This window comes from Clavibacter quasicaliforniensis (assembly GCF_051201715.1).
In the GTDB taxonomy this organism is placed as follows: Bacteria; Actinomycetota; Actinomycetes; order Actinomycetales; family Microbacteriaceae; genus Clavibacter; species Clavibacter seminis.
In genome coordinates this window covers 1,349,170-1,369,551 of sequence record NZ_CP139624.1, presented here as the reverse complement: position 1 = coordinate 1,369,551, position 20,382 = coordinate 1,349,170, and the positions used below count along the sequence as shown (strand labels likewise).

Below are 20,382 nucleotides of genomic sequence, written 5' to 3'. Positions count from 1 at the left end.
CGCTCGATCAGGAGGCACATCGGATGCGTGCGCAGACCCTCACCCTGGACACCGTGCTCCACCGCCGTCGCTGGCGGGCGGAGCGCGGTGTCCTCCTCGCGCTGCTGCGGCGGGGAGGACGCCGCTGGGCCCTGCCGGCGCAGCTGGTCGGGGCCGATCTCCCCGGGCGCGGGACAGCCGGGTCGATCCGGATCAGCATGGGAGCTGCTCTGGCCGTCGGCCTCCTGGCGAGCGCATCGCTCGCCGTCGCCGCGCGGGCCCAGCCGCTGCGGCTCCCCCTCGACGTCGCCGTCCCCGCCGCCGCGGCCGCCGTGCTGATCCTCGCCGCGCTGACCGGAGCCGCATCGTGGCGACGCGTCGCCGTGCTGCCGTTCGAGGATCTCCGACGCCTCTCCCCCATCCCCGACGAACGGCTCGCCCGCCGGCTCGCCCGCGCAGCCCTCGTGTACTCGCTCGTGTGCTCGGCCCCCGCGTGGGCCGCACCGCCCCTCGCCGCACTGGCCCTGTCCGTCCCGCGCGGGGAGGCCGGATCGGCGTTCGTCGCCGTGCCCCCGCTGCTCATCGGCGCCGCGGCGCTCTTCGCGGTCGGCCACGGGGCGGGTGCGCGTGTCGCCGTCGCGCTCGTCCGCGCACGCGCATCGGGTCGTGTCGGCGTGCGCCGGCTCCTCGTCCACGTGGTGTGCTGCGCGATCGGCGCGATGCTCGGCTGGTTCGTCGCGCGGAACCTCGTCGTCACCGCCGTCACGACTCTGCAGGACGCGTTCCCGGACCTCGGCCGCCTCGCGGACGCGGCCGCATGGGAGGGCGTGGAGCCGCTCGCGGCGGAGTACCTGACTCGCGCGTGGGCCGGCCCGGCCGCCGCGCTCGCCGTGCTGGACCCACGTGCCTGCGTCCTCGTGGCCGCCGCGGCCCTACTCGTGGGATCCGCGGCGGCCCACCTGATCCCGCCGGCGCTGATCGATCGGGATCCCGGCACGAGGGGCGGCAGCGACCTCATGCGGCCCGACGCGTTCGACGCGTGGGTCGAGCGGCTCCGCACGACGCGCGCCCCGTGGCGGCCCGCGGGCACGGACGTGCTGCGCGAGGTGCTCATCCGCCGCCTCCGCGCGTCGCGCTGGGCCGTGGCACCGGCGTTCTGGGCGCGGATCCTGCCGACCGTCGAGTCGTGCGTCCAGCTCGGCATCGCGGCCGGCCTCGCCATGGGCGTCGCCGGCACCGGCCTGTCCACCCTCGTCCTCGTCATCGGCGTCCTCATGGCGGTGCACGGCGGCGCGACCGAGATGCGCGCGGAGCTCGCGCCCGCGACCGCGGTGCAGGCCGACGGACCGGCCGTCTCCCTGCTGCGGCAGGCGCCGGGAGGGCGGGGGATCCTCCACGCCACGCGCGCCCGGGCCGACCTCCTCGCCGTCCAGCTCGTCCCCTCGACGGCGGTCGTCCTCGTCGTCGTGCTCGCCATCGGATGGGCCGACGGCCTGTCCGCCTGGAGCCTCGCGATGCTCGTCGCGACAGCTGCGGTGAGCCCGCTCGTGGCCGCATCCGTGCAGTGGTACATGGGGCCGAGGCTCTACCTCGACGCCATGGAGCAGCGGGCAGAGGAAGCCGGGCTCGACTCCTCCGCCCTGGACCTCCAGCGCGCGATGCAGGCTGCTCCGCGTTACCCGCTCGTGGTCGTGCCGGCCCTCCTCACGACGTGCGCCTTCCTCCTGCAGGCACACGTGCCGGACGGCCTCCTCCTCGCGCTCGCGGCGGCCGTGGTCGTCATCCAGCCGGTGGGGCTCGTCCTCCTCGGCCGCGCATCCCGTGCGCTGCTGGGTGCCGAGCACCGGGGAGCGACGACGTGACGCCCGCCGCGCCGGCCGTGACCACGACTGCGCCCGCACGCCGGCGGTTCCCGGGGACGAGGCCCGTCGCGGGTGCCGCCGGGGCCGTCGCGCTCCTCGCGTTCCTCGTCGGAGCGGCCTACGGGGCGTGGGCGCTGCCCCAGTCGGTGACCGTCGCGGACCTGGCCGGGTCGCATCCCGGAGGAGATGCGGCATCCTTCGCCATCGCGCGCAACAACCTGGGGGTGGCCGCCGTCATGCTGCTCGTCGGCACGGCCACCGCCTCGCTGGGCGCGGCGGCCGTGCTCCTGGTCAACGGGCTCTTGATCGGTCAGCTGACGGCCCTGCTCTGGGACGGCGGGCGCATGGATGCCCTCGTCACGGGACTCCTCCCGCACGCGCCGCTCGAACTGGCCGGCCTCTGCGCCGTCGCCGCGGCCAGCGCCCTCCCGGCGCACGCGGTCGTCGGCCGCATCCTGCTGCCCCGGCCCGACGGCCCGCCCCGCGCGCTGCCCGTGCGTCCCTTCGCCCTGCTGCTCGCCCTCGCCGTCGGCCTCATCCTCGCCGCAGCGTGGGTGGAAGGCCACATCAGCCACGTCACCATGAACGGAGCAGTCGCATGACCGCACACGCACCCTCACCCGCACCCCTGATGGGCCCCGCCTCCCCGGATGCGGCCCGCCCCCTCCCCCGGCTCCCGCGCGCCGCCGGCGCGGCGCTCGTGCTGACCTCGGCGCTGGCCATCGCCGCCGCGTTCGTCGTGCTCGTGAACGCCCTGGCGATGCAGCCGGGCAGCGCCATGGGTGACGACATCGTCCTCGTCACCGTGGTGGGCGCCATCGTGCTCATCCCGGTCATGGGCCTCCTGGCACTCATCGCGACCTCGATCGCCGGGCTCGTGATCTCCGCCGTCGATCGTCGATACGACGACCGTCGGCTCCTGCTCATCACGCTCGTCTGCATGTCGACGGGCGCCCTCGTGAGCGCGCTGGCCACGGGTGCCCTGCTCTCGGGAGACGGCTCGGACCGCGCTCCGCTCCTGCTCGGGGCGGTCGCGCACCTGGGCATCATCGCCGTCTTCGCGATCACCGCCGTCCGACTCGCGGGGGTGCGCGCACGTGCCGCCGTCATCGTGGCCGCCGTGCCGGCCGCGTACACCGTCGTGAGCGCCCTCCTGGCGGCCGCGCATGCTTGAGCTCCGCGTCGACGCGCTCGACTACCGCCACCAGGACGCGGACGATGACACCGTGCACGGGTTCTCGGAGACGTTCACGTCCGGCCGCGTGACGTGGTTGGAGGGACGCAACGGCATCGGCAAGACCACGCTGCTGGAGCTGATGGCGGGGCTCCGCCGACCGGCCCGCGGGAGCATCACCCTCGACGGGCGCGACCTGGAGCGCTCGCGGGTGCTCCTCCTGCCGAGCGAGCCGCCGGTGTTCCCGGAGCTCGACGCGGAGGAGCACGTCGCGCTCGTGTGCGAGCTCTGGGAGCTGGACGCCGCACGACGGGCCGCGTTCCGGCCGCGGTTCGCCGAGGTCATGGCCGAGCTCGCGATGCCGTCGGCGCGCTCCCTGATCGGCACGTACTCGACCGGCATGCGCCAGAAGCTCGCCCTCGCCATCGGCGTCGCGCTCGCGCCGGACGTGCTGCTCCTCGACGAGCCCCTCACCGCCACCGACGCGACCAGCCAGGACGCGTCCCGCCGTCTCCTCGACGAGCACGCCCGCGATCACGTGCTCGTGCTGACGAGCCACATCCCGGCGATCGTGGAGCCGCTGCACCCGCGCGTGGTGCGGATGGAGCAGGAGGCGCGCCGATGAGGATCGCGATCCCGGTCGGCATCGTCGCGGTCGCGGCGATCGCGTGGGGGCTCGTCGTCGTGGGCGGGGACACCGAGACAGGGCGGGTGATCGCCGCGATCGGCGTGGTGCTGCTGTGGGTGCCGCTCCGGGAGGGCATGCGACGCGCCTCCGCGCGTCGCGACCGCGGGCGCGATCCCGGGGCCTGAGGCCGGACCGCGCTCGGCTCCCGCCGGGACCGTGACGCGTCCGCGCATCCGCGATACTGCGGGGAGGCCCGCGCCCGGCGGGCCAGGCCCACGCGAGGAGGTGCCCATGCGACGCGGCACCAACCTGCCCGCCATCGGCGGCTACAACCGCACCGTCGTACTCGATGCGGTGCGCCGCGCGGCAGAGGGCGCGAGCCGCTCCGAGATCGCCGAACGCACGGGCCTCAGCGCGCAGACCGTGACCAACGTGACCCGCCGCCTCATCGACGAGGGGCTCGTGCGCGAGGGCGGCACCGTGATCCGCGGGCCCGGCAAGCCGCGCACCCTCCTGCACCTCGTGGCCGACGGCCGCTTCGCGGTGGGCGTGCACGTGGATCCCGCGGTCATCACCTCCGTGCTGCTCGACCTCGAGGGCACGGTGCTCCGGCACGTCAGCAGCCCCACGCCCTCCGCGTCCCGACCCGACGAGGTGGTGGCGCTCGTGGCCCGGCTCGTCGACGGGCTCATCGCCGACGCGGGGGTCGACCGGCAGTCCGTGCTCGGGGTGGGTCTCGCCGCGCCGGGCCCCATCGACGTCGGCGCGGGCCTCGTGCTGGATCCGCCGATGCTCCCCCGCTGGCGGCACGTGCCGCTGCGCTCGGCGCTCAGCACCGCGACCGGCCTGCCGGTGCTGCTCGAGAAGGACGTGACCGCGGCGGCCGTCGCCGAGCTCTGGTTCGGTCCCGGGGATCGCCGCCACCTCGCGTTCGTCTACTACGGGACCGGATTCGGCACCGGTCTCGTGCTCGGCGGCGAGCCCGTGCGGGGAGCCAGCTCCAACGCCGGGGACGCCGGCCACATCATGGTCGCCTCGCGCGGCAGGCGCTGCACGTGCGGGCGCGTCGGATGCGTGGGCGAGCTGATCACCCCGCACGCGCTCGTGCGCCAGGCCGTCGAGGGCGGCGTGCTCGAGGCCGGGGACGTATCGGACGCGGCGCTCGCGGAGTCCGCGGCGAGCGGCGACGCGGTCGACATGCGGCTGATCGGCGAGGCCTTCCACGCGCTCGCGGCCCGCGCGGACGCGGAGGACGGGCCCGCCCGCCGGATCGTGGAGGCCGCGGCCCGGCACCTCGCGCGCGCCATCGTGATCCAGGTGAACCTGCTCGACGTCGACGAGGTCGTCTGCGGCGGCCCCTTCTGGCACCCGATCGCGCGCCTGGTGCTGGAGACGCTGCCCGAGGAGGTGCGGCGGTCCCCCGCGCTCATCGCCAAGCACCCCGTTCGGGTGGTCGAGTCGGCGGTCGGCGAGGACGTCGCCGCCGTGGGCGCCGCGTGCCTCGTGCTGGACAACGCGTTCTCGCCGCGCCCGTCGGCGATGCTGATCCGCGGATAGCCGCCCGCGCTCCGCCGCGCGCTGCTGCCGCCGCCGGCCCGTCCTCCCGCGGGCCCGTCCTCCCGCGACGCCGTGACCGGATCGACACCATGATGTCTTGACATGGATTAGTCCATACGTTTGGCTAACCCTCGACGGTCCGCGATGAGGCCGACCGTCCGAGCCAGTGGAGCAAGGGAGCACCATGACGAATCGAACGCCTCGCCCGAGGACGCGGGCCCGCATCCTCCAGATCACGGCGGCGTCCGTCGCCGCCCTCCTCCTCGCCACCGGCTGCTCGGGCGGCGCGGGCGGCGGAGACGACGGGAAGACCATCAAGGTCGCCTACCAGAAGTTCGGCACCTTCACCCAGATGGACGCCCACATGAAGGAGACCGCGAAGACCTTCGAGGCCGCCAACCCCGGCATGAAGGTCGAGTTCGTCCCCATCGCCGCGCAGAACGACGACTACTTCACCAAGCTCGCGCTGATGAACCGCTCGGCCTCCACCGCCCCGGACGTGATGTACGAGGACACCTTCAAGGTGAAGTCCGACGCGGCCGCCGGCTACCTCCTCCCCCTCGACGACCAGGTCTCGAAGTGGGACGACTGGTCGAAGTTCTTCGACTCCGCCAAGCAGGCGGGCGTCGGCGAGGACGGCAAGGTGTACGGCATCCCGATGGGCACCGACACGCGCGCCCTCTGGTACAACAAGGACCTCTTCCAGAAGGCCGGCCTCCCGGTCCCGTGGGAGCCCAAGACCTGGGACGACGTCCTCGACGCGGCGAAGACCATCAAGCAGAAGATGCCGGACGTGATCCCCCTCAACGTCTACTCGGGCAAGCCGCAGGGCGAGGGCGCGACCATGCAGGGCTTCGAGATGCTGCACTACGGCACCCCCACCGGCACCCTCTACGACGACTCGACGAGCAAGTGGATCACGGGCTCGCAGGGCTTCGAGGACTCGCTCGGCTTCATCCGCGACGTCTACCAGGGCGGCATCGGCCCGAAGCCCGAGGAGGCGCTCGACACCAACATCGGCACCATCGTCGCCGGCCAGTGGATCCCCCAGGGCAAGCTCGCCATCGACCTCGACGGCTCGTGGCTCAGCGGCACCTGGCTCGACACGGGCACGAACCCGTGGCCCGAGTGGAGCGACGTGATGGGCCAGGCGCCCATGCCCACGCAGGACGGCCAGGCCCCCGGCGCGGTCAGCATGTCGGGCGGTTGGACCCTCGCGGTAGGCGCCAAGACGAAGGCCCCCGACAAGGCGTTCGAGTTCATCGCCGACGCGCTCGACAAGGACGGCTCGCAGTCGTACGACATCGCGGCGAGCCAGATCGCGGTCCGCAGCGACGTGGCCGAGGACCCGGAGTACGTGGCGTCCAACCCCACGTTCGAGTTCTTCTCCTCGATCGTCGACAAGACCCACTTCCGCCCCGCGACCACCGACTACAGCCGCATCTCCAACGCGATCACCGTGGCGATGGAGTCGGTGATGACCGGCCAACAGACCCCGCAGGAGGCCGCGGCCGCCTACGACCAGGCCCTCGTCGGCATCGTCGGCGAGGACGGGACGCAGAAGGCGAAGGGCTGACGGTGGCCACCATCGCCCCCGTCCCGGTCGGCCGCGACGCCGATGCGCGGAGCGCCGACCGGCGGGACGCGGCGGGGTCCGGCGGCGCTCCGGGCGCGGGCGGGCCTCCCCCGGTCCGCCCCGGCCGGGCCCGCGCCCGCGCTCTCCGCACCGGCGCGCGCACCATCCCGCTGATCCCCTCCATGGTCCTGCTCGCCCTGTTCCTCCTCGGCCCCGTGATCTCGAGCCTCTACGGCTCCTTCACCGACGCGTCCCTCACCGGGTACGCGGCCGGAGGCGCGCAGTTCATCGGGTTCGACAACTACACGGCGCTCTTCGCGGATCCCGACTTCCCGAAGTCGGTGCTCCTCACGCTCGCGTTCGTCTTCTTCTCGGCGGTCGTCGGGCAGAACGTCGTGGGCCTCGGGCTGGCTCTGCTGATGCGGCAGGGGAACCGGGTCATCCGCGCGATCGTCGGCACCTTCGTCATCGCTGCGTGGGTGCTGCCGGAGATCGTGGCCGCGTTCGCCGCGTACGCGTTCTTCAACGACTCGGGCACGCTCAACACGATCCTCGGCTTCTTCGGGATCCAGGGCGCGAACTGGCTGTACGGCCTGCCGCTGCTCTCGGTGATCCTCGCGAACGTGTGGCGTGGATCCGCCTTCTCGATGCTCGTCTACGCGGCGGCCGTGCAGGAGGTGCCGCCGGAGATCACGGAGTCCGCGGAGGTGGACGGCGCGACCGGCTGGCAGCGGCTCGTCTTCATCACGCTGCCGGTGATCCGCCGCAGCATCTCGACGAACCTGATGCTCACCACGCTGCAGACGCTGTCGGTCTTCACCCTCATCTTCGTGATGACGGGCGGCGGCCCCGGCACTTCCAGCTCGACCCTGCCGATCCTCGCCTACCAGGAGGCGTTCCAGTTCTCGCAGCTGGGCTTCGGCACCGCGATCGCCACGATCATGCTGCTCGTCGGAGCGGTGTTCAGCGTGATCTACATCAGGGCCCTGCGCCCGGAGGTGGACTGACCATGGCCGTGACCACGATGACCCCGCCCGCCACCCGGCCGGCGCGAGCGAGGCGGGCGGCCCGGCCGCCGGGCTCCCGCATGACCTCGCCGAGCGGACGCGTGATGCGCCAGGTCGCCAACGGCGTGCTGGTGCTCGTCGCGCTGTGCTTCGCGGTGCCGCTCGTGTGGCTCCTGCTCGCGGCCTTCGATCCGTCGGCGACGCTGTCGGCGAAGGTGCCGAGCGAGTTCACGCTGGAGAACTTCCGGGCCGTGCTCACGCCCGAGATCTCGTTCATCCCGCTGATGAACAGCCTCGTGCTCTCGGGCGGCTGCGCCATCGTGACGGTGGTGGTCGCGATCCTCGCGGCGTACCCGCTGTCGCGGTACCGGATGCGGATCAACAAGCCGTTCCTCTACGGGATCCTCTTCGGCACGTGCCTGCCCATCACCGCGATGATGGTGCCCGTCTACAGCCTCTTCGTCACGCTCGACCTCATCGACTCGATCGGCGGCACGGTCTTCTTCCTCGCCGCCACGAGCCTGCCCATGGCGATCTGGATGGCGAAGAACTTCATGGACTCCGTGCCGATCTCCCTCGAGGAGGCCGCGTGGACCGACGGCGCGTCGATGATGCGCACGCTCACCCACATCGTCGTGCCGCTCATGCGGCCGGGGATCGCGGTGGTGTTCATCTTCGTGTTCATCCAGGCCTGGGGGAACTTCTTCGTGCCGTTCATCCTGCTGCTGAGCCCGGACAAGCAGCCGGCCGCCGTGAGCATCTTCAACTTCTTCGGGCAGTACGGATCGGTCGCGTACGGCCAGCTCGCGGCGTTCTCGCTCGTCTACTCGGTGCCCGTCATCGCGCTGTACGTGCTCGTCTCGCGCACGCTCGGCGGATCCAACGCGCTCGCCGGCGCCGTGAAGGGCTGACCGGCCCGCGCATCCATCCGCACCACCACCGCACCACCCGCCGCCGGACGCCGACGCCCGCGCGGCGCACCCTGGAGACACCCGCCCGCGGTCCGCCGCGCCATCGACTGGAGACGACCATGCCCCCCACCACCGCGCTCGCCGAGGCCCGCGTCGAGCGGTTCGTCCGCGACCGCCTCGTGCCGAACGTCCACCGCCGACGGATGCCGCTCGCGATCGAGGCGTGGGACGCGCCGGGCGAGCCCGTGCCGTTCGCCGAGGCGGTGCGGCAGGACTACCGGCCGTTCGCCGTCGGCACGCCGTGGAGCAGGGCGTGGGGCACGACGTGGTTCCACATCACCGGCACCGTGCCGGACGACGGGGATGCGGACGGCACCGCGCTCGAGGTGCTCGTCGACCTCGGCTTCAGCGACCGGCAGCCCGGGTTCCAGGCGGAGGGCCTCGTCCACCGGCCCGACGGCAGCGTCGTGAAGGCCATCGAGCCGTACAACGGCTACGTGCCGCTCGCCGCGATCGGTGCCGGCACCGCGCCGGGGACGCGCATCGACCTCTGGATCGAGGCGGCATCGAACCCCGACATCGGCGGCGACTCCTTCCACGGCGAGACGCCGCTCGGCGACCTCGCCACCGCGGGCGACGAGCCCATCTACCGGCTGCGCACGATGGACCTCGCGTGGCGCGACGAGGCCGTCTGGGAGCTCGACCGCGACGTGTGGACGCTGCAGGGGCTCATGGGCCAGCTGGATCCGGCGTCGTCGCGGCGCGCGGAGATCCTCGCGGCGCTCGAGCGCATGTGCGACGCGGTGGATCCGGACGACGTCGCCGGCACCGCCCCCGCCGGCCGGAGGGCGCTCGAGGCCGTGCTGGCCGCGCCCGCCCACGCGAGCGCGCACCGCGTGACCGCGGTCGGCCACGCCCACATCGACTCCGCCTGGCTCTGGCCCGTGCGCGAGACGCGCCGCAAGGTCGCCCGCACCTTCTCGAACGTGCTCGCGCTCATGGACGAGGATCCCGACTTCGTGTTCGCCGCCTCCAGCGCCCAGCAGTACGCGTGGCTGAAGGAGGACCACCCCGAGCTGTTCGAGCGGCTCCGCCAGCGCGTCGCCGAGGGCCGGTTCGTCCCCGTCGGCGGGATGTGGGTCGAGTCGGACACGAACATGCCGGGCGGCGAGGCGCTCGTCCGCCAGCTCGTGCAGGGCAAGCGGTTCTTCCTCGAGGAGTTCGGGATCGACGCCCGCGAGGTGTGGCTGCCCGACTCGTTCGGCTACACGGGCGCGCTCCCGCAGATCGTGCGCGGCGCGGGCGCCGAGTACTTCTTCACGCAGAAGCAGTCGTGGAACGAGACGAACACGATGCCGCACCACACGTTCCTCTGGGAGGGCATCGACGGCAGCCGCGTCTTCACGCACTTCCCGCCGGTGGACTCCTACAACTCGGACCTCTCCGGGGAGGACCTCGCGCGCGCCGAGCGCCAGCACGCGGAGAAGGCCGTGAGCAACGCGTCCATCGTGCCCTTCGGCTGGGGCGACGGCGGCGGCGGACCGACCCGCGAGATGGTCGCGGCCGCCCTTCGCACGCACGACCTCGAGGGATCGCCGCGCGTGACGCTCGGCACGCCGCTCGACTTCTTCGACGCCGCGAAGGCCGAGATCCGGGACCCGCACGTGTGGTCGGGCGAGATGTACCTCGAGTTCCACCGCGGCACCTACACGTCGCAGGCGCGCACGAAGCAGGGCAACCGCCGGAGCGAGCACCTGCTGCGGGAGGCCGAGCTGTGGCTCGCGGCCGCCGCGGTGCGCGACCTCGTCGCGTACCCGCACGACGAGCTCGACGCCCTGTGGCGCACGGTGCTGCTGCTGCAGTTCCACGACATCCTGCCCGGCACCTCCATCGCGTGGGTGCACCAGGAGGCCGAGCGCGAGCACGCCCGAGTGCAGGGCCGCCTGCGGGAGCTCGTGGCCGAGGCGCAGTCCGCGCTGGCGGGATTCGGAGACCGGCGCATCGCGTTCAACGCGGCGCCCGTGGACGCGGACGGCGTCGGCGCGCTGTCGGCCGCGGTCGTGGATCCCGCACCCGCCTCCCCCGCGCCCGTCGCGGACGGCACCGGCTGGATCCTCGACAACGGACTCCTCCGGGCGCGCGTCGACGCGGACGGCACCGTCTCCTCGCTGGTCGACGCCGCGTCCGGCCGCGACCTCGTCGCCCCCGGCCAGCGCCTCGGCCTCCTGCAGCTGTTCCGCGACGCCCCGAACCAGTGGGACGCGTGGGACATCGACGACGCGTACCGCCGCAACCGCACCGACCTCACCGAGGTGGCAGACGTGCGGATCGACGGCGCAGCCCTCGTGGTCGAGCGCGCGTTCGGCGCCTCGCGCGTCACGCAGACGTGGACCCTGCCTGCCGGGGAGCCCGAGCTGCAGGTCGTCACCGACGTCGACTGGCACGAGCGCCAGAAGCTCCTCAAGCTCGCGTTCCCGCTCGACGTGCACGCCGACCGCGCCGCGTCCGAGGTCCAGTTCGGCCACGTGCAGCGGGTGACGCACGCGAACACGTCGTGGGAGACCGCGCGCTTCGAGACGGTGGCGCACCGCTGGGTGCACGTGGGCGAGCCGGGCTTCGGTGTCGCCGTGGCGAACGACGCGACGTACGGGCACGACGTGACGCGGATCCCCCGCCCCGACGGCGGCAGCGCGACCCTCGTGCGCCAGTCGCTGCTCCGAGCGCCCGTGTTCCCCGACCCGCACGCCGACCAGGGCCGGCACGTGCTGCGCTCCGCGGTCCGGGTCGCGCCCGACGTGCTCGACGCCGCCGACGCGGGCTACCGGCTCAACCTGCCGGTGCGCGAGGTCGCCGGCGACCACGGCGTCGACCCGCTCGTCGCCTCATCGAACGCGGCCGTCGTGATCGAGGCCGTCAAGCTCGCCGAGGACCGCTCGGGCGACCTGGTCGTGCGGCTCTACGAGGCGCGCGGCGGTCGCGAGCGCGCGGTCGTGCGAGTGGACCCGGCGGCCGGCCTCGGCGACGCCGTCCGCACGGACCTGCTGGAGCGACCCCTCGAGGGTGCAGTCCCGGAGCCGTCCGCCGACGGCGTCGAGCTGACCCTGCGGCCGTTCGAGATCGCGACCCTGCGGTTCGCGCACCGCTAGACGCGATGCGCGCGCGGCGGGGCGCGACCGGTCAGTCGACCGGTGGCAGCCCCGCCGCGACGCGCGCGACCCGCGCGGTCTCGGCGTGCTCGGCCCGCCAGAACGCGGCGTCGCCCTCGGGCAGGTTGCCGCTGTCCGGGCGGAGTCCCGCGGCTCCGTCCACGAGCTCGCGGAGGACGTCGGCGTGCCCCGCGTGCCGGTTGAGCTCGGCGATGAGGTGCACGGCGATCCGCTGCACGGTCACGTGCCCTGCCTCCCCCGGCCACCAGGGCACGCGGCCGACGGCGTCGAGAGGCAGCGCCCGGAGCGTGGCCTCGGAGTGCGCGCCGACCCGCTCGGAGAGGCCAACGATGTCGGCCCGAGACTCCTCCGCGGTGGCGCGCATGTCGGCGTTCGGCGGCGCGTCCTCCTCCATCCACGGCAGCTGCTCGGGGAACGGCCGGCCGAAGACGAACCCGAGGTAGCCCGCCTCCACGCCCGCCGCGTGCTTCACGAGCCCGAGCAGGTTGGATCCCGTCGGCACGAGCGGCCGGCGCACGTCGTGCTCGCCGAGGCCGTCGAGCTTCCAGACGAGCGCCTCCCGTGCGAGCCGGAGGTGGCGGATGAGGTCGTCGCGCACGGCGTCGTCGCCGGGATCGGACGGGGTCGCGGAGGAGGGCTGCGCTGCGGTCATGCCGCGAGCATCCCAGCCACCTCCGACGCCCGTCCAGCGCCGAGGGTCGATCCCCCGCGTCGATCGCGCGCCCCGGACCGGGGGCGCGCGACGGTCCGGGCCTGGCCCGTCCTCCCGGGAGGATGGACGGGGGCGAGTCGACCGGCCCCGGACCGGGAGGCCCGCATGACCGCTGACGACACGAGCGCCGCAGACGCTGCCGCCATCGACGCCGACGGTCCCGCCGACCCGGGCCACGGCAGGCGCGCGCTGGCCCGCATCGGCTAAGGTGCCCTGGTCGCCTGGATCGCCGACGTCGTGACCCCGCGTCGCCGTCTCGTGGCGCTCGGCGTCGCGCTGGTCGCGGGCGTCGCCATGACGCTGCTGATCGAGCCCGTGCTCGCTCGCGCGGACGGCCCCGAGACCGCGCTCCCGGGAGCGATCGTCCTCGGAGCGGTGGTGGGCGCCGCCGCCGCCGCGATCCCGGTGTCGATCGGGCTCGCGCGCGCGATCCGCCGCCACCCGACGGTCGCCGGGACGCACCCGGCCTGGCGGGACGCGGCCCTCCTCGACGCGGCCGTGGACCCGCGCGGCCGGGTAGCCCTCGCCCCCGGGACAGCGGGTCGCGTGGCCACGGAGTCCCGCCGGGCGATCGCGCAGGCGGCCGCGCCCGTGCCCGGGGCGCTCGTCCTCAGCGTCATGGCGCTCGTCGGGCTCCCCGCCTACGCCCTCGCCGGAGATCCCGGCACCTTGCTGTGGTTCGCGCCGATCTACCTGCTCATGTCCGCGTCGACGCTCTCGACCCAGTCCCTCGCCGCCGGCCGCATGGCCCTCCTCCGCGACGCCGCCGACGCGGAGCTCGCCCTCCCCGAGCCCGAGCGCACCGTCGCGCCGCCCGTCGTGCCGCCGCACGGCAGCCGCCTGCCCTGACGAACTCCACGCCCAGGGGGTTCCCCCACCCGGGTAATACGGTGGACGCATGAAGGCGCTCCAGTACACCCGCATCGGTTCCCACCCCGAGGTCGTCGAGATCGACGTGCCCGTCCCCGGGCCCGGTCAGGTCCTCCTCCGCGTCACCGCCGCCGGCGTGTGCCACTCGGACGAGTACGTGATGGGCCTCTCGGAGGAGGAGTACCGCGCCGCCGGCTACCCGCTCCCCCTGACGCTCGGCCACGAGGGCGCGGGCGTCGTCGAGGAGCTGGGCGCGGGCGTCGAGCACCTCGCCGTCGGAGACGCCGTCGCGGTATACGGCCCCTGGGGCTGCGGCCGCTGCCACGCGTGCGCCGAGGGCCGGGAGAACTACTGCGAGAACGCGGCGGCCGAGGGGATCCAGCCTCCCGGGCTCGGCGCGCCCGGCGCCATGGCCGAGTACATGATCGTCGACGACCCGCGCCACCTCGTCCCCCTCGGCGACCTCGACCCCGTGGCCAACGTCTCGCTCACCGACGCCGGCCTCACCCCGTACCACGCGATCAAGACGTCGCTGCCGAAGCTCGGCGCGGGCACCTTCGCCGTCGTCATCGGCACGGGAGGGCTCGGCCACGTCGGGATCCAGATCCTCCGCGCCCTCAGCGGCGCCACCGTCATCGCCCTCGACGTCACCGAGGAGAAGCTCGAGCTCGCCCGCCACGTCGGCGCGCACCACACGGTGATCAGCGACCGGCACGCCGCCGACGGGATCCGCGCCATCACCGGCGGCCGCGGCGTGCAGGCCGTCTTCGACTTCGTCGGCGCGACCCCGACCATGGCGACGGCCCTCCAGGTGGTCGAGCCCGCCGGCGACGTGACGATCGTCGGCATCGGCGGCGGCACGGTCGAGGTCGGCTTCGGGACCATCGCGTTCGACGCGGCCGTGCGGATCCCCTACTGGGGCAGCCGCTCCGAGCTGATCGAGGTGCTCGACCTCGCGCGCTCCGGCCAGGTGACCGTCGAGACGCAGCGGTACGCGCTGGAGGACGGCCCGGACGCCTACGCCGCGCTCGCCGCGGGCACCGTCCGCGGGCGCGCGGTGATCGTGCCGTAGCCAGCCGGCGCATCGCCGGATCCGGGCCGTCGCCGGAGTCCATGCCGCGACGGGAATGCGTCCGTGGCGCTCCTCCAGCGGTCGGGGACCGAACCGCGGGACGGGCGGCGACGAACATTACACGCGACCGACGAGCCGCGACGCACCGACGGTTTCTCAGCCCACGGCGCCTGGCGACATGGCAGGGTAAGGACTCGGTCGCCCCTGATCCACGGCAGCCGGAGCGTCATGCGGATCACGGCGCTGCATCCCCTTGGTCCCGTGAGACGGACCGCTCCCCCTGGCCGCGAGGCCCCGACCTTCGAGTGAGCAGGCACATGACAGACACCGACACCTCCGCCCCTCCCCGCATCGTGCTGACCAAGCCCAAGCGCGGCGGTGGGTCCAATCCCACCACCGCGTACTCGGGTCTCCTCAACACCGTCCGCGAAGCCGGGCTGCTGGAGCGCCGCGTCGGGTTCTACGTGCTAATGTTCGCCGGCATCACCGCGGCGCTGGTCGGCCTCGGCATCGGCTTCTTCGCGCTGGGCGACAGCTGGTTCCAGCTCCTCATCGCCGCAGGCCTCGGCATCATCTTCACCCAGTTCGCCTTCCTCGCCCACGAGGCCTCGCACCGCCAGGTGTTCGAGTCCGGCAAGGCCAACGACATCGCGGGCCGCACGCTCGCCAACCTCTTCGTCGGCATCAGCTACTCCTGGTGGATGACCAAGCACTCGCGCCACCACGCCAACCCGAACGTCATGGGCAAGGACCCGGACATCGAGCGCGACGTCATCTCCTTCACGCAGGAGGATGCCGCCCGCGCGAAGGGCCTCTACGGCTGGTTCACGCGCCACCAGGGCTACGCGTTCTTCCCCATCCTCATGTTCGAGGGCCTCAACCTGCACGTGCACGGCTTCCGCACGGTCTTCGGACGCGGCAAGGTCGACAAGCGCTGGCTCGAGATCTCGATGCTCTCCACGCGCATCATCGCGTACCTCGCCGTCGTCTTCTTCTTCCTGCCCCTCGGCATGGCGTTCGCGTTCGTCGGCGTGCAGCTCGCCGTGTTCGGCGTCTACATGGGCGCCTCGTTCGCCCCGAACCACAAGGGAATGCCCGTGCTGCCGAAGGACTCGAAGGTCGACTTCCTCCGCCGACAGGTCCTCACCAGCCGCAACATCAAGAGCACCTGGCTCACCGACATCTACATGGGCGGCCTCAACTACCAGATCGAGCACCACCTCTTCCCGAACATGCCCCGGCCCGCGCTGAAGAAGGCCCAGGTCATCGCGAAGGAGTACTGCGCGACGCACAACATCCCGTACACCGAGACCACGCTGCTGGCCTCCTACGGCATCGTCATCGCCTACCTCAACCGCGTCGGCCTCTCCGCCGGCGGCGACCCGTTCGACTGCCCCGCATCGGCGGCCTTCGGACGCTGATCCCGGCCGCAGATCGCGGCACCTCGCACCACCCGACGCCTCCCGCTCGCACAGCCCACACGGGCCGCGACCGGGAGGCGTCGTCGTCCGAGCCGCTTCTGACGCGCAGCCCGCTAGCGCTTCCCCCAGTCCCAGGACGGCGTGCTGAGCAGCCCCTGTCCGCGGAGCACGGTCTGCCCCTGCACCTTCTCGAGCACCAGCTCGCCCACCTCGGCATGATCCGCGATGGCCGACGCCAGCCCCGCGGCGTGCGTCACCACCACGATCTGGATGTGGGCGGACGCGCGGGCGATGAGCTCGCCGAGCGCCGGGAGCAGGTCCGCGTGGAGGCTGGTCTCCGGCTCGTTGAGCACCATCAGCTCGGGCGTCTCCGTCGTGAGCAGCGCCGTCGCGAGCATGAGCAGCCGCAGGGTGCCGTCGGAGAGCTCCGCGGCGTCGAGCACGCGCAGCACCCCCGGCTGCTCGAGCCCGAGGGAGAACACCCCGTCCCGGGAGGTGATGACGATGCGGGAGCCCGGGAACGCCCGATCCACGATGGCGTCGAGGTCGTCGCCTCGCCCCCACTCGCGGATGGTCTCCACCGCGGCCGCCAGGTCGGCGCCGTCGCTCGCGAGGACCGGGGTGCGGGTGCCGACACGGGGTCGGCGAGCGGGCGCGTCGAGGTCCGTGCGGAGGTGGTCGTAGAAGCGCCAGCCGCGCATGCGCTGACGCAGGATCATCGCCTCGGGACTCGTGACGGCGTCCGCGACCTCGCTGAGGACGCTGCGGTGCTCCGGGATGAAGGCAGGCACGCGCTGCCACGCATCGGATCCATCGCGCACGCGGACGTCCTTCCACCTGCGCTCGAGGACGAGCGACCTGGGCCGCGCCATGGGCCCGGAGAAGATGAGCTCCCGCTTGATCTCGGGATCGCGTTCGAACTTCGACCGCGGCACCGCGTCCGGGTCGCGCTGCGGGATGCCGAGGTCCACCAGGTAGCCGAGCTCGTCGGACGCGAAGCCGAGGCGGAGCGCGATGGGCCCGCGCCGCATGGTGCCCTGCACCGGATGCTCTCCCTGCAGCACGGAGCGCGCGATGGTCTCGGGGCCCGCCCACAGGACGGCGTCGAGGCCGCCTTCGCGCGCCAGGGCCCCGACCGCGCCGCCCTCCGCCATGTCGGAGATGAGGCGCATGGCCCGGTAGAGGTTGGACTTGCCGCTGCCGTTCGCCCCCGTGACCACGTCGAGCCCCGTGAGCGGCAGGACGAGGTCGCGGACGGAGCGGTAGCCGGAGACGGCGAGGGTGCGGATCATGCGGCGACCCTCCCACGGACCGCCGACAGGCGCGTCCGCGTCCGGGCGACGCGGGTCAGGAGTCCTGCGGCACCCGCACGGTCAGCCCGCCGGGGAGCACCTGGATCTTGAAGCCGATCGCGCGCCCGAAGGGATCGCCGTCGAGCTCGATGTCCTCCTCCTTCTCGAGGCGCACCACGACCTCCTCGGCGGTGCGGTACTCGAGCGCCCGCACCTCCTTCTCGGGGCCCATGAGGCGGCGGCCCGCGGCGGTGCGGCGGACGACGCCGTTCTCCCACGCGACCTTGACCCAGATCTGGATCCAGCCGAACAGGCCCTCGGGGCGCATGAGCACGACGTCGAGGATGCCGTCGTCGACCGCGGCGTCCGGCAGGAGCAGGATGTTGGCGGGCAGCGACCCGCAGTTGCCGACGATGAGCGTGTGCGCGCGACGGCGGTGGACGCTGCGGCCGTCGAGGCGGTAGCGCAGGCGGAGCTGGTCCCTGTCGCGGAGCGCCTTGAAGATCGCGTCGACGTAGGCCAGCCAGCCGACCCGCTTCTTCAGCTCCGAGTCGGTGTTGGCGAGCATCTTCGCGTCGATGCCGACGCCCGCCATCACGACGAACACGTGCTTGTCGCGGGACTCGTCCTCGCGGAGGATCTCGATCGACGCGAGGTCGACCGTGCGGTCGTGCCCGGAGAAGGCGGCCTCGAGGGAGTGCTCGACGTCGTTGAGGGTGAGCTTGAGGTTGCGGGCCAGCAGGTTGCCGGTGCCGGAGGGCAGGAGGCCGAGCGAGACGCCGGATCCGGACATGCCCTCGGCGACCGCGCGGACCGTGCCGTCGCCGCCGGCCGCGATGACCATGTCGACGTCGTGCGACAGGGCCTCCTCCGCGGCGCCCCTGCCCGGGTCGTCCTCGCTGGTCTCGAACCAGAGGGTCTCCTGCCAGCCGGCGGTGCCCGCCGCCTGCGCGACCTTCCTCTTGAGGGACGCGAGATCGACCTTGATGGGGTTGTAGACGACGGCGGCACGGCGGAGCGATCCGCCGGTGGACGCGGGAGAGGGTGCGGAGGCGGGGGTGGAGGTCGTCATCGTTGCCACCCTACCGACGCGCGCGGCCCGCGAGGGGTGCGGGCGCCCCCGCGTGCGCCGGGCGGACGGGACGAAGAAGCCGACCCGCGCACAGGGCGCGGATCGGCTTCGTCGTGGTGGCCGGCGTCAGGAGCGCCGGGCCTCGTCCTCGTCGCCGAGGGGCTCGCGGACCTCCGCGTCGTCCGGGTCGACGGGGTCGACCGAGAGCTGGAAGTGGTCGCCGTGCTGCTCGACGCCGTTGACCACGGCGTCGCGCATCATCTCGACCGCGACCTGGCGGCGCACGATGAGCGGATCCGTGCGCAGCTCCTTCCAGAGCGCGTAGCAGGCCACGAGCATCACGATCACGAACGGCAGCGAGGCCACGACCGTGAGGTTCTGCAGACCGGTGAGGGCCTCCGTGCCTCCCCCGCCGATGGCGAGCATGATCGCGGCGACCGCGCCCATGACGACGCCCCAGAAGATGACGACCTTGCGGCTCGGGTGGAGCGCGCCGCGCTGGGACAGCGTGCCCATCACGATCGACGCCGAGTCGGCTCCCGACACGAAGAAGATGGCGACGAGCACCATCACGAGGACGGTGCTGACGCTGGCCAGCGGGTAGTGGTTGAGCAGCTGGAACAGCGTGTTGTCGCTGACCACGGCGCCGTCGACGGTCATGTCGCCGTCGGTCTGCTGCGCGTGGATGGCGGATCCGCCGAAGATCGAGAACCAGATGAGGGCCACGATGCTGGGCGCGAGGAGCACGCCGACGACGAACTCGCGGATGGTGCGACCGCGGCTGATGCGCGCGATGAACATGCCGACGAACGGCGTCCACGAGATCCACCAGGCCCAGTAGAAGACGGTCCAGCTGGACAGCCAGGCGCTCATCTCGTCGCCGCCGGTCGCCGCGGTGCGCGACGCCATCTCGGTCATGTCGCCGAGGTAGGCGCCGAGCGTGGCGGGGATGAGGTTCAGGATGAGGAGCGTCGGGCCGACGACGAACACGAACACGGCCAGCACGACGGCCAGCACCATGTTGATGTTCGACAGCCACTGGATGCCCCGGGCGATGCCCGAGACGGCCGAGAAGATGAAGGCGATCGTGAGCACGACGATGATGCCGATGAGCAGCGGGGCCGTGGCCTCGTCCACCCAGCCGTTGAACTCCAGGCCCGCGCCGATCTGCGTCGCGCCGATGCCGAGCGAGGCCGCCGAGCCGAAGAGCGTGGCGAAGATCGCGAGCATGTCGATCACGCGACCCGCCCAGCCCTCGGTGCGCTTGGTGCCGAGCAGCGGCTGGAAGATGGAGGAGAAGAGCTGCTTGCGCCCCTTGCGGAACGTGCCGTATCCGATCGCGATGCCGGCGACCGCGTAGATCGCCCACGGGTGCAGGCCCCAGTGGAACATCGCGGTGGCCATGGCGGTGCGGATCGCCGCCTCCGACTCCGGCTGCGTGGTGCCGGGCGGCGGGGTGACGAAGAAGCTGAGCGGCTCGGCCGCGCCGAAGAACATCAGGCCGATGCCCATGCCCGCGCTGAACATCATGGCGATCCACGACACCGTCTTGAACTGCGGCTTCTCGTCGTCGGCGCCCAGCTTGATGCGCCCGTAGCGGCTCGCGGCCAGCCAGATCACGAAGATCACGAAGAAGCTCGCGGCCAGCACGAACAGCCAGCCGGTCTGGTTGATGACCCAGCTCTGCGCGGTGCCGGAGATCGTCGCGAGGCCGTCGGTGCTCACGATGCCCCAGACGACGAAGCCGACCGCGAGGACGGCCGTGACGCCGAAGACGAGGCGGTCGATCTTCGGGTGCTCGGGCTCGTAGAGGTCGACGGACCCGGTGAACCTGGCCTCGAGGAGGCGGTGGTCGGAGTGGTCGCGGCGGGGTGGCCGGGACCCGTCGGGGCCCGATCTGCGCTTCGGGACGAGACGGTCGAGCAGGCGTTCTGCGGACGTGCGCGTGGAGGTCATGGAGGGGATGGGCTCCTGTGGGCTCGAGTGCATGGGCATCGCCCGCAGGGGTCCCGCGAGCGACCGGCCGAGTCTAGGCGGCGGTCGCGGGATCTGCCGATTCGCCCGTCGGCCTTGCCATCGGCT

17 protein-coding genes are annotated in these 20,382 nt (G+C 72.9%); 13 read left to right on the top strand and 4 right to left on the bottom strand.

Annotation, left to right across the window (positions count from 1 at the left end; translation table 11 throughout):
- The first annotated feature begins 23 nt into the window (after positions 1 to 23).
- From NL142_RS06580 to NL142_RS06535, 10 genes are all read left to right on the top strand, one after another.
- Positions 24 to 1,841, top strand: coding sequence for a hypothetical protein (locus NL142_RS06580; RefSeq protein ID WP_435081410.1), 1,818 nt, complete (start codon positions 24 to 26; stop codon positions 1,839 to 1,841).
- The gene (locus tag NL142_RS06575; protein ID WP_194682846.1) at positions 1,838 to 2,443 is read left to right on the top strand and encodes a stage II sporulation protein M; all 606 of its coding nucleotides are present in this window, start codon (positions 1,838 to 1,840) and stop codon (positions 2,441 to 2,443) included. The genes NL142_RS06580 and NL142_RS06575 overlap by 4 nt, the downstream gene beginning before the upstream one ends.
- A complete protein-coding gene (locus NL142_RS06570) occupies positions 2,440 to 3,015 on the top strand; it encodes a hypothetical protein (RefSeq protein WP_435081409.1) in 576 nt (191 codons plus the stop codon). The genes NL142_RS06575 and NL142_RS06570 overlap by 4 nt, the downstream gene beginning before the upstream one ends.
- Positions 3,008 to 3,640, top strand: coding sequence for an ATP-binding cassette domain-containing protein (locus NL142_RS06565; RefSeq protein ID WP_194682848.1), 633 nt, complete (start codon positions 3,008 to 3,010; stop codon positions 3,638 to 3,640). Before NL142_RS06570 ends, NL142_RS06565 begins: the two co-directional genes overlap by 8 nt.
- Positions 3,637 to 3,828 carry a hypothetical protein gene (locus tag NL142_RS06560; RefSeq protein WP_194682849.1) on the top strand — a complete coding sequence of 64 codons (192 nt, stop codon included), beginning with the start codon at positions 3,637 to 3,639 and terminating at the stop codon, positions 3,826 to 3,828. Before NL142_RS06565 ends, NL142_RS06560 begins: the two co-directional genes overlap by 4 nt.
- A gap of 106 nt (positions 3,829 to 3,934) precedes the next feature.
- Entirely contained in the window at positions 3,935 to 5,200 is a 1,266-nt protein-coding gene (locus NL142_RS06555; protein WP_435081408.1) for an ROK family protein, read from the top strand.
- Positions 5,201 to 5,384: 184 nt separating this feature from the next.
- Positions 5,385 to 6,776 (top strand): extracellular solute-binding protein, encoded by a 1,392-nt coding sequence (locus NL142_RS06550; RefSeq protein WP_435081407.1) that lies wholly within the window; start codon positions 5,385 to 5,387, stop codon positions 6,774 to 6,776.
- A 2-nt stretch (positions 6,777 to 6,778) separates the two neighbouring features.
- Positions 6,779 to 7,783: a carbohydrate ABC transporter permease gene (locus tag NL142_RS06545; protein WP_435081406.1), complete on the top strand. Its 1,005-nt coding sequence runs from the start codon at positions 6,779 to 6,781 to the stop codon at positions 7,781 to 7,783.
- Positions 7,784 to 7,863: 80 nt separating this feature from the next.
- Positions 7,864 to 8,694, top strand: coding sequence for a carbohydrate ABC transporter permease (locus NL142_RS06540; RefSeq protein WP_234424514.1), 831 nt, complete (start codon positions 7,864 to 7,866; stop codon positions 8,692 to 8,694).
- 119 nt (positions 8,695 to 8,813) lie between these two features.
- A complete protein-coding gene (locus NL142_RS06535; RefSeq protein ID WP_435081405.1) occupies positions 8,814 to 11,840 on the top strand; it encodes an alpha-mannosidase in 3,027 nt (1,008 codons plus the stop codon).
- A 31-nt stretch (positions 11,841 to 11,871) separates the two neighbouring features.
- Here the strand turns inward: NL142_RS06535 and NL142_RS06530 are convergent, their stop codons facing one another.
- Positions 11,872 to 12,513: a DinB family protein gene (locus tag NL142_RS06530; protein WP_194682855.1), complete on the bottom strand. Its 642-nt coding sequence runs from the start codon at positions 12,511 to 12,513 to the stop codon at positions 11,872 to 11,874.
- Between the two features lie 297 nt (positions 12,514 to 12,810).
- On the opposite strand from NL142_RS06530, the gene NL142_RS06525 reads away from it, so the two are divergent.
- The 3 genes from NL142_RS06525 (at position 12,811) to NL142_RS06515 (ending at position 15,936) form a co-directional block, all read left to right on the top strand.
- The gene (locus NL142_RS06525) at positions 12,811 to 13,422 is read left to right on the top strand and encodes a hypothetical protein (RefSeq protein ID WP_435081404.1); all 612 of its coding nucleotides are present in this window, start codon (positions 12,811 to 12,813) and stop codon (positions 13,420 to 13,422) included.
- 49 nt (positions 13,423 to 13,471) lie between these two features.
- Positions 13,472 to 14,515, top strand: coding sequence for an NAD(P)-dependent alcohol dehydrogenase (locus tag NL142_RS06520; RefSeq protein ID WP_194682857.1), 1,044 nt, complete (start codon positions 13,472 to 13,474; stop codon positions 14,513 to 14,515).
- A 317-nt stretch (positions 14,516 to 14,832) separates the two neighbouring features.
- Positions 14,833 to 15,936 carry a fatty acid desaturase family protein gene (locus NL142_RS06515; protein ID WP_194682858.1) on the top strand — a complete coding sequence of 368 codons (1,104 nt, stop codon included), beginning with the start codon at positions 14,833 to 14,835 and terminating at the stop codon, positions 15,934 to 15,936.
- A 113-nt stretch (positions 15,937 to 16,049) separates the two neighbouring features.
- Here NL142_RS06515 and NL142_RS06510 read toward each other — a convergent pair whose 3' ends face one another.
- The 3 genes from NL142_RS06510 to NL142_RS06500 all read right to left on the bottom strand — a co-directional run bounded on the left by NL142_RS06510 (position 16,050) and on the right by NL142_RS06500 (position 20,256).
- Positions 16,050 to 17,228: an AAA family ATPase gene (locus tag NL142_RS06510; protein WP_043587473.1), complete on the bottom strand. Its 1,179-nt coding sequence runs from the start codon at positions 17,226 to 17,228 to the stop codon at positions 16,050 to 16,052.
- Positions 17,229 to 17,283: 55 nt separating this feature from the next.
- Positions 17,284 to 18,300, bottom strand: a complete 1,017-nt coding sequence (locus NL142_RS06505; protein WP_194682859.1) for a diacylglycerol/lipid kinase family protein — start codon at positions 18,298 to 18,300, stop codon at positions 17,284 to 17,286.
- Between the two features lie 126 nt (positions 18,301 to 18,426).
- Positions 18,427 to 20,256: a BCCT family transporter gene (locus tag NL142_RS06500; protein WP_435081403.1), complete on the bottom strand. Its 1,830-nt coding sequence runs from the start codon at positions 20,254 to 20,256 to the stop codon at positions 18,427 to 18,429.
- Positions 20,257 to 20,382 lie beyond the last annotated feature (126 nt).

Excerpts from the sequence above, each read along its gene's own strand:
- NL142_RS06535 (WP_435081405.1), top strand. The coding sequence starts at position 8,814 with ATGCCCCCCACCACCGCGCTCGCCGAGGCCCGCGTCGAGCGGTTCGTC.
- NL142_RS06580 (WP_435081410.1), top strand. The coding sequence starts at position 24 with ATGCGTGCGCAGACCCTCACCCTGGACACCGTGCTCCACCGCCGTCGC.
- NL142_RS06505 (WP_194682859.1), bottom strand. The coding sequence starts at position 18,300 with ATGACGACCTCCACCCCCGCCTCCGCACCCTCTCCCGCGTCCACCGGC.
- NL142_RS06555 (WP_435081408.1), top strand. The coding sequence starts at position 3,935 with ATGCGACGCGGCACCAACCTGCCCGCCATCGGCGGCTACAACCGCACC.
- NL142_RS06500 (WP_435081403.1), bottom strand. The coding sequence starts at position 20,256 with ATGACCTCCACGCGCACGTCCGCAGAACGCCTGCTCGACCGTCTCGTC.
- NL142_RS06520 (WP_194682857.1), top strand. The coding sequence starts at position 13,472 with ATGAAGGCGCTCCAGTACACCCGCATCGGTTCCCACCCCGAGGTCGTC.
- NL142_RS06540 (WP_234424514.1), top strand. The coding sequence starts at position 7,864 with ATGACCTCGCCGAGCGGACGCGTGATGCGCCAGGTCGCCAACGGCGTG.
- NL142_RS06510 (WP_043587473.1), bottom strand. The coding sequence starts at position 17,228 with ATGATCCGCACCCTCGCCGTCTCCGGCTACCGCTCCGTCCGCGACCTC.
- NL142_RS06550 (WP_435081407.1), top strand. The coding sequence starts at position 5,385 with ATGACGAATCGAACGCCTCGCCCGAGGACGCGGGCCCGCATCCTCCAG.
- NL142_RS06565 (WP_194682848.1), top strand. The coding sequence starts at position 3,008 with ATGCTTGAGCTCCGCGTCGACGCGCTCGACTACCGCCACCAGGACGCG.
- NL142_RS06560 (WP_194682849.1), top strand. The coding sequence starts at position 3,637 with ATGAGGATCGCGATCCCGGTCGGCATCGTCGCGGTCGCGGCGATCGCG.
- NL142_RS06515 (WP_194682858.1), top strand. The coding sequence starts at position 14,833 with ATGACAGACACCGACACCTCCGCCCCTCCCCGCATCGTGCTGACCAAG.
- NL142_RS06570 (WP_435081409.1), top strand. The coding sequence starts at position 2,440 with ATGACCGCACACGCACCCTCACCCGCACCCCTGATGGGCCCCGCCTCC.
- NL142_RS06530 (WP_194682855.1), bottom strand. The coding sequence starts at position 12,513 with ATGACCGCAGCGCAGCCCTCCTCCGCGACCCCGTCCGATCCCGGCGAC.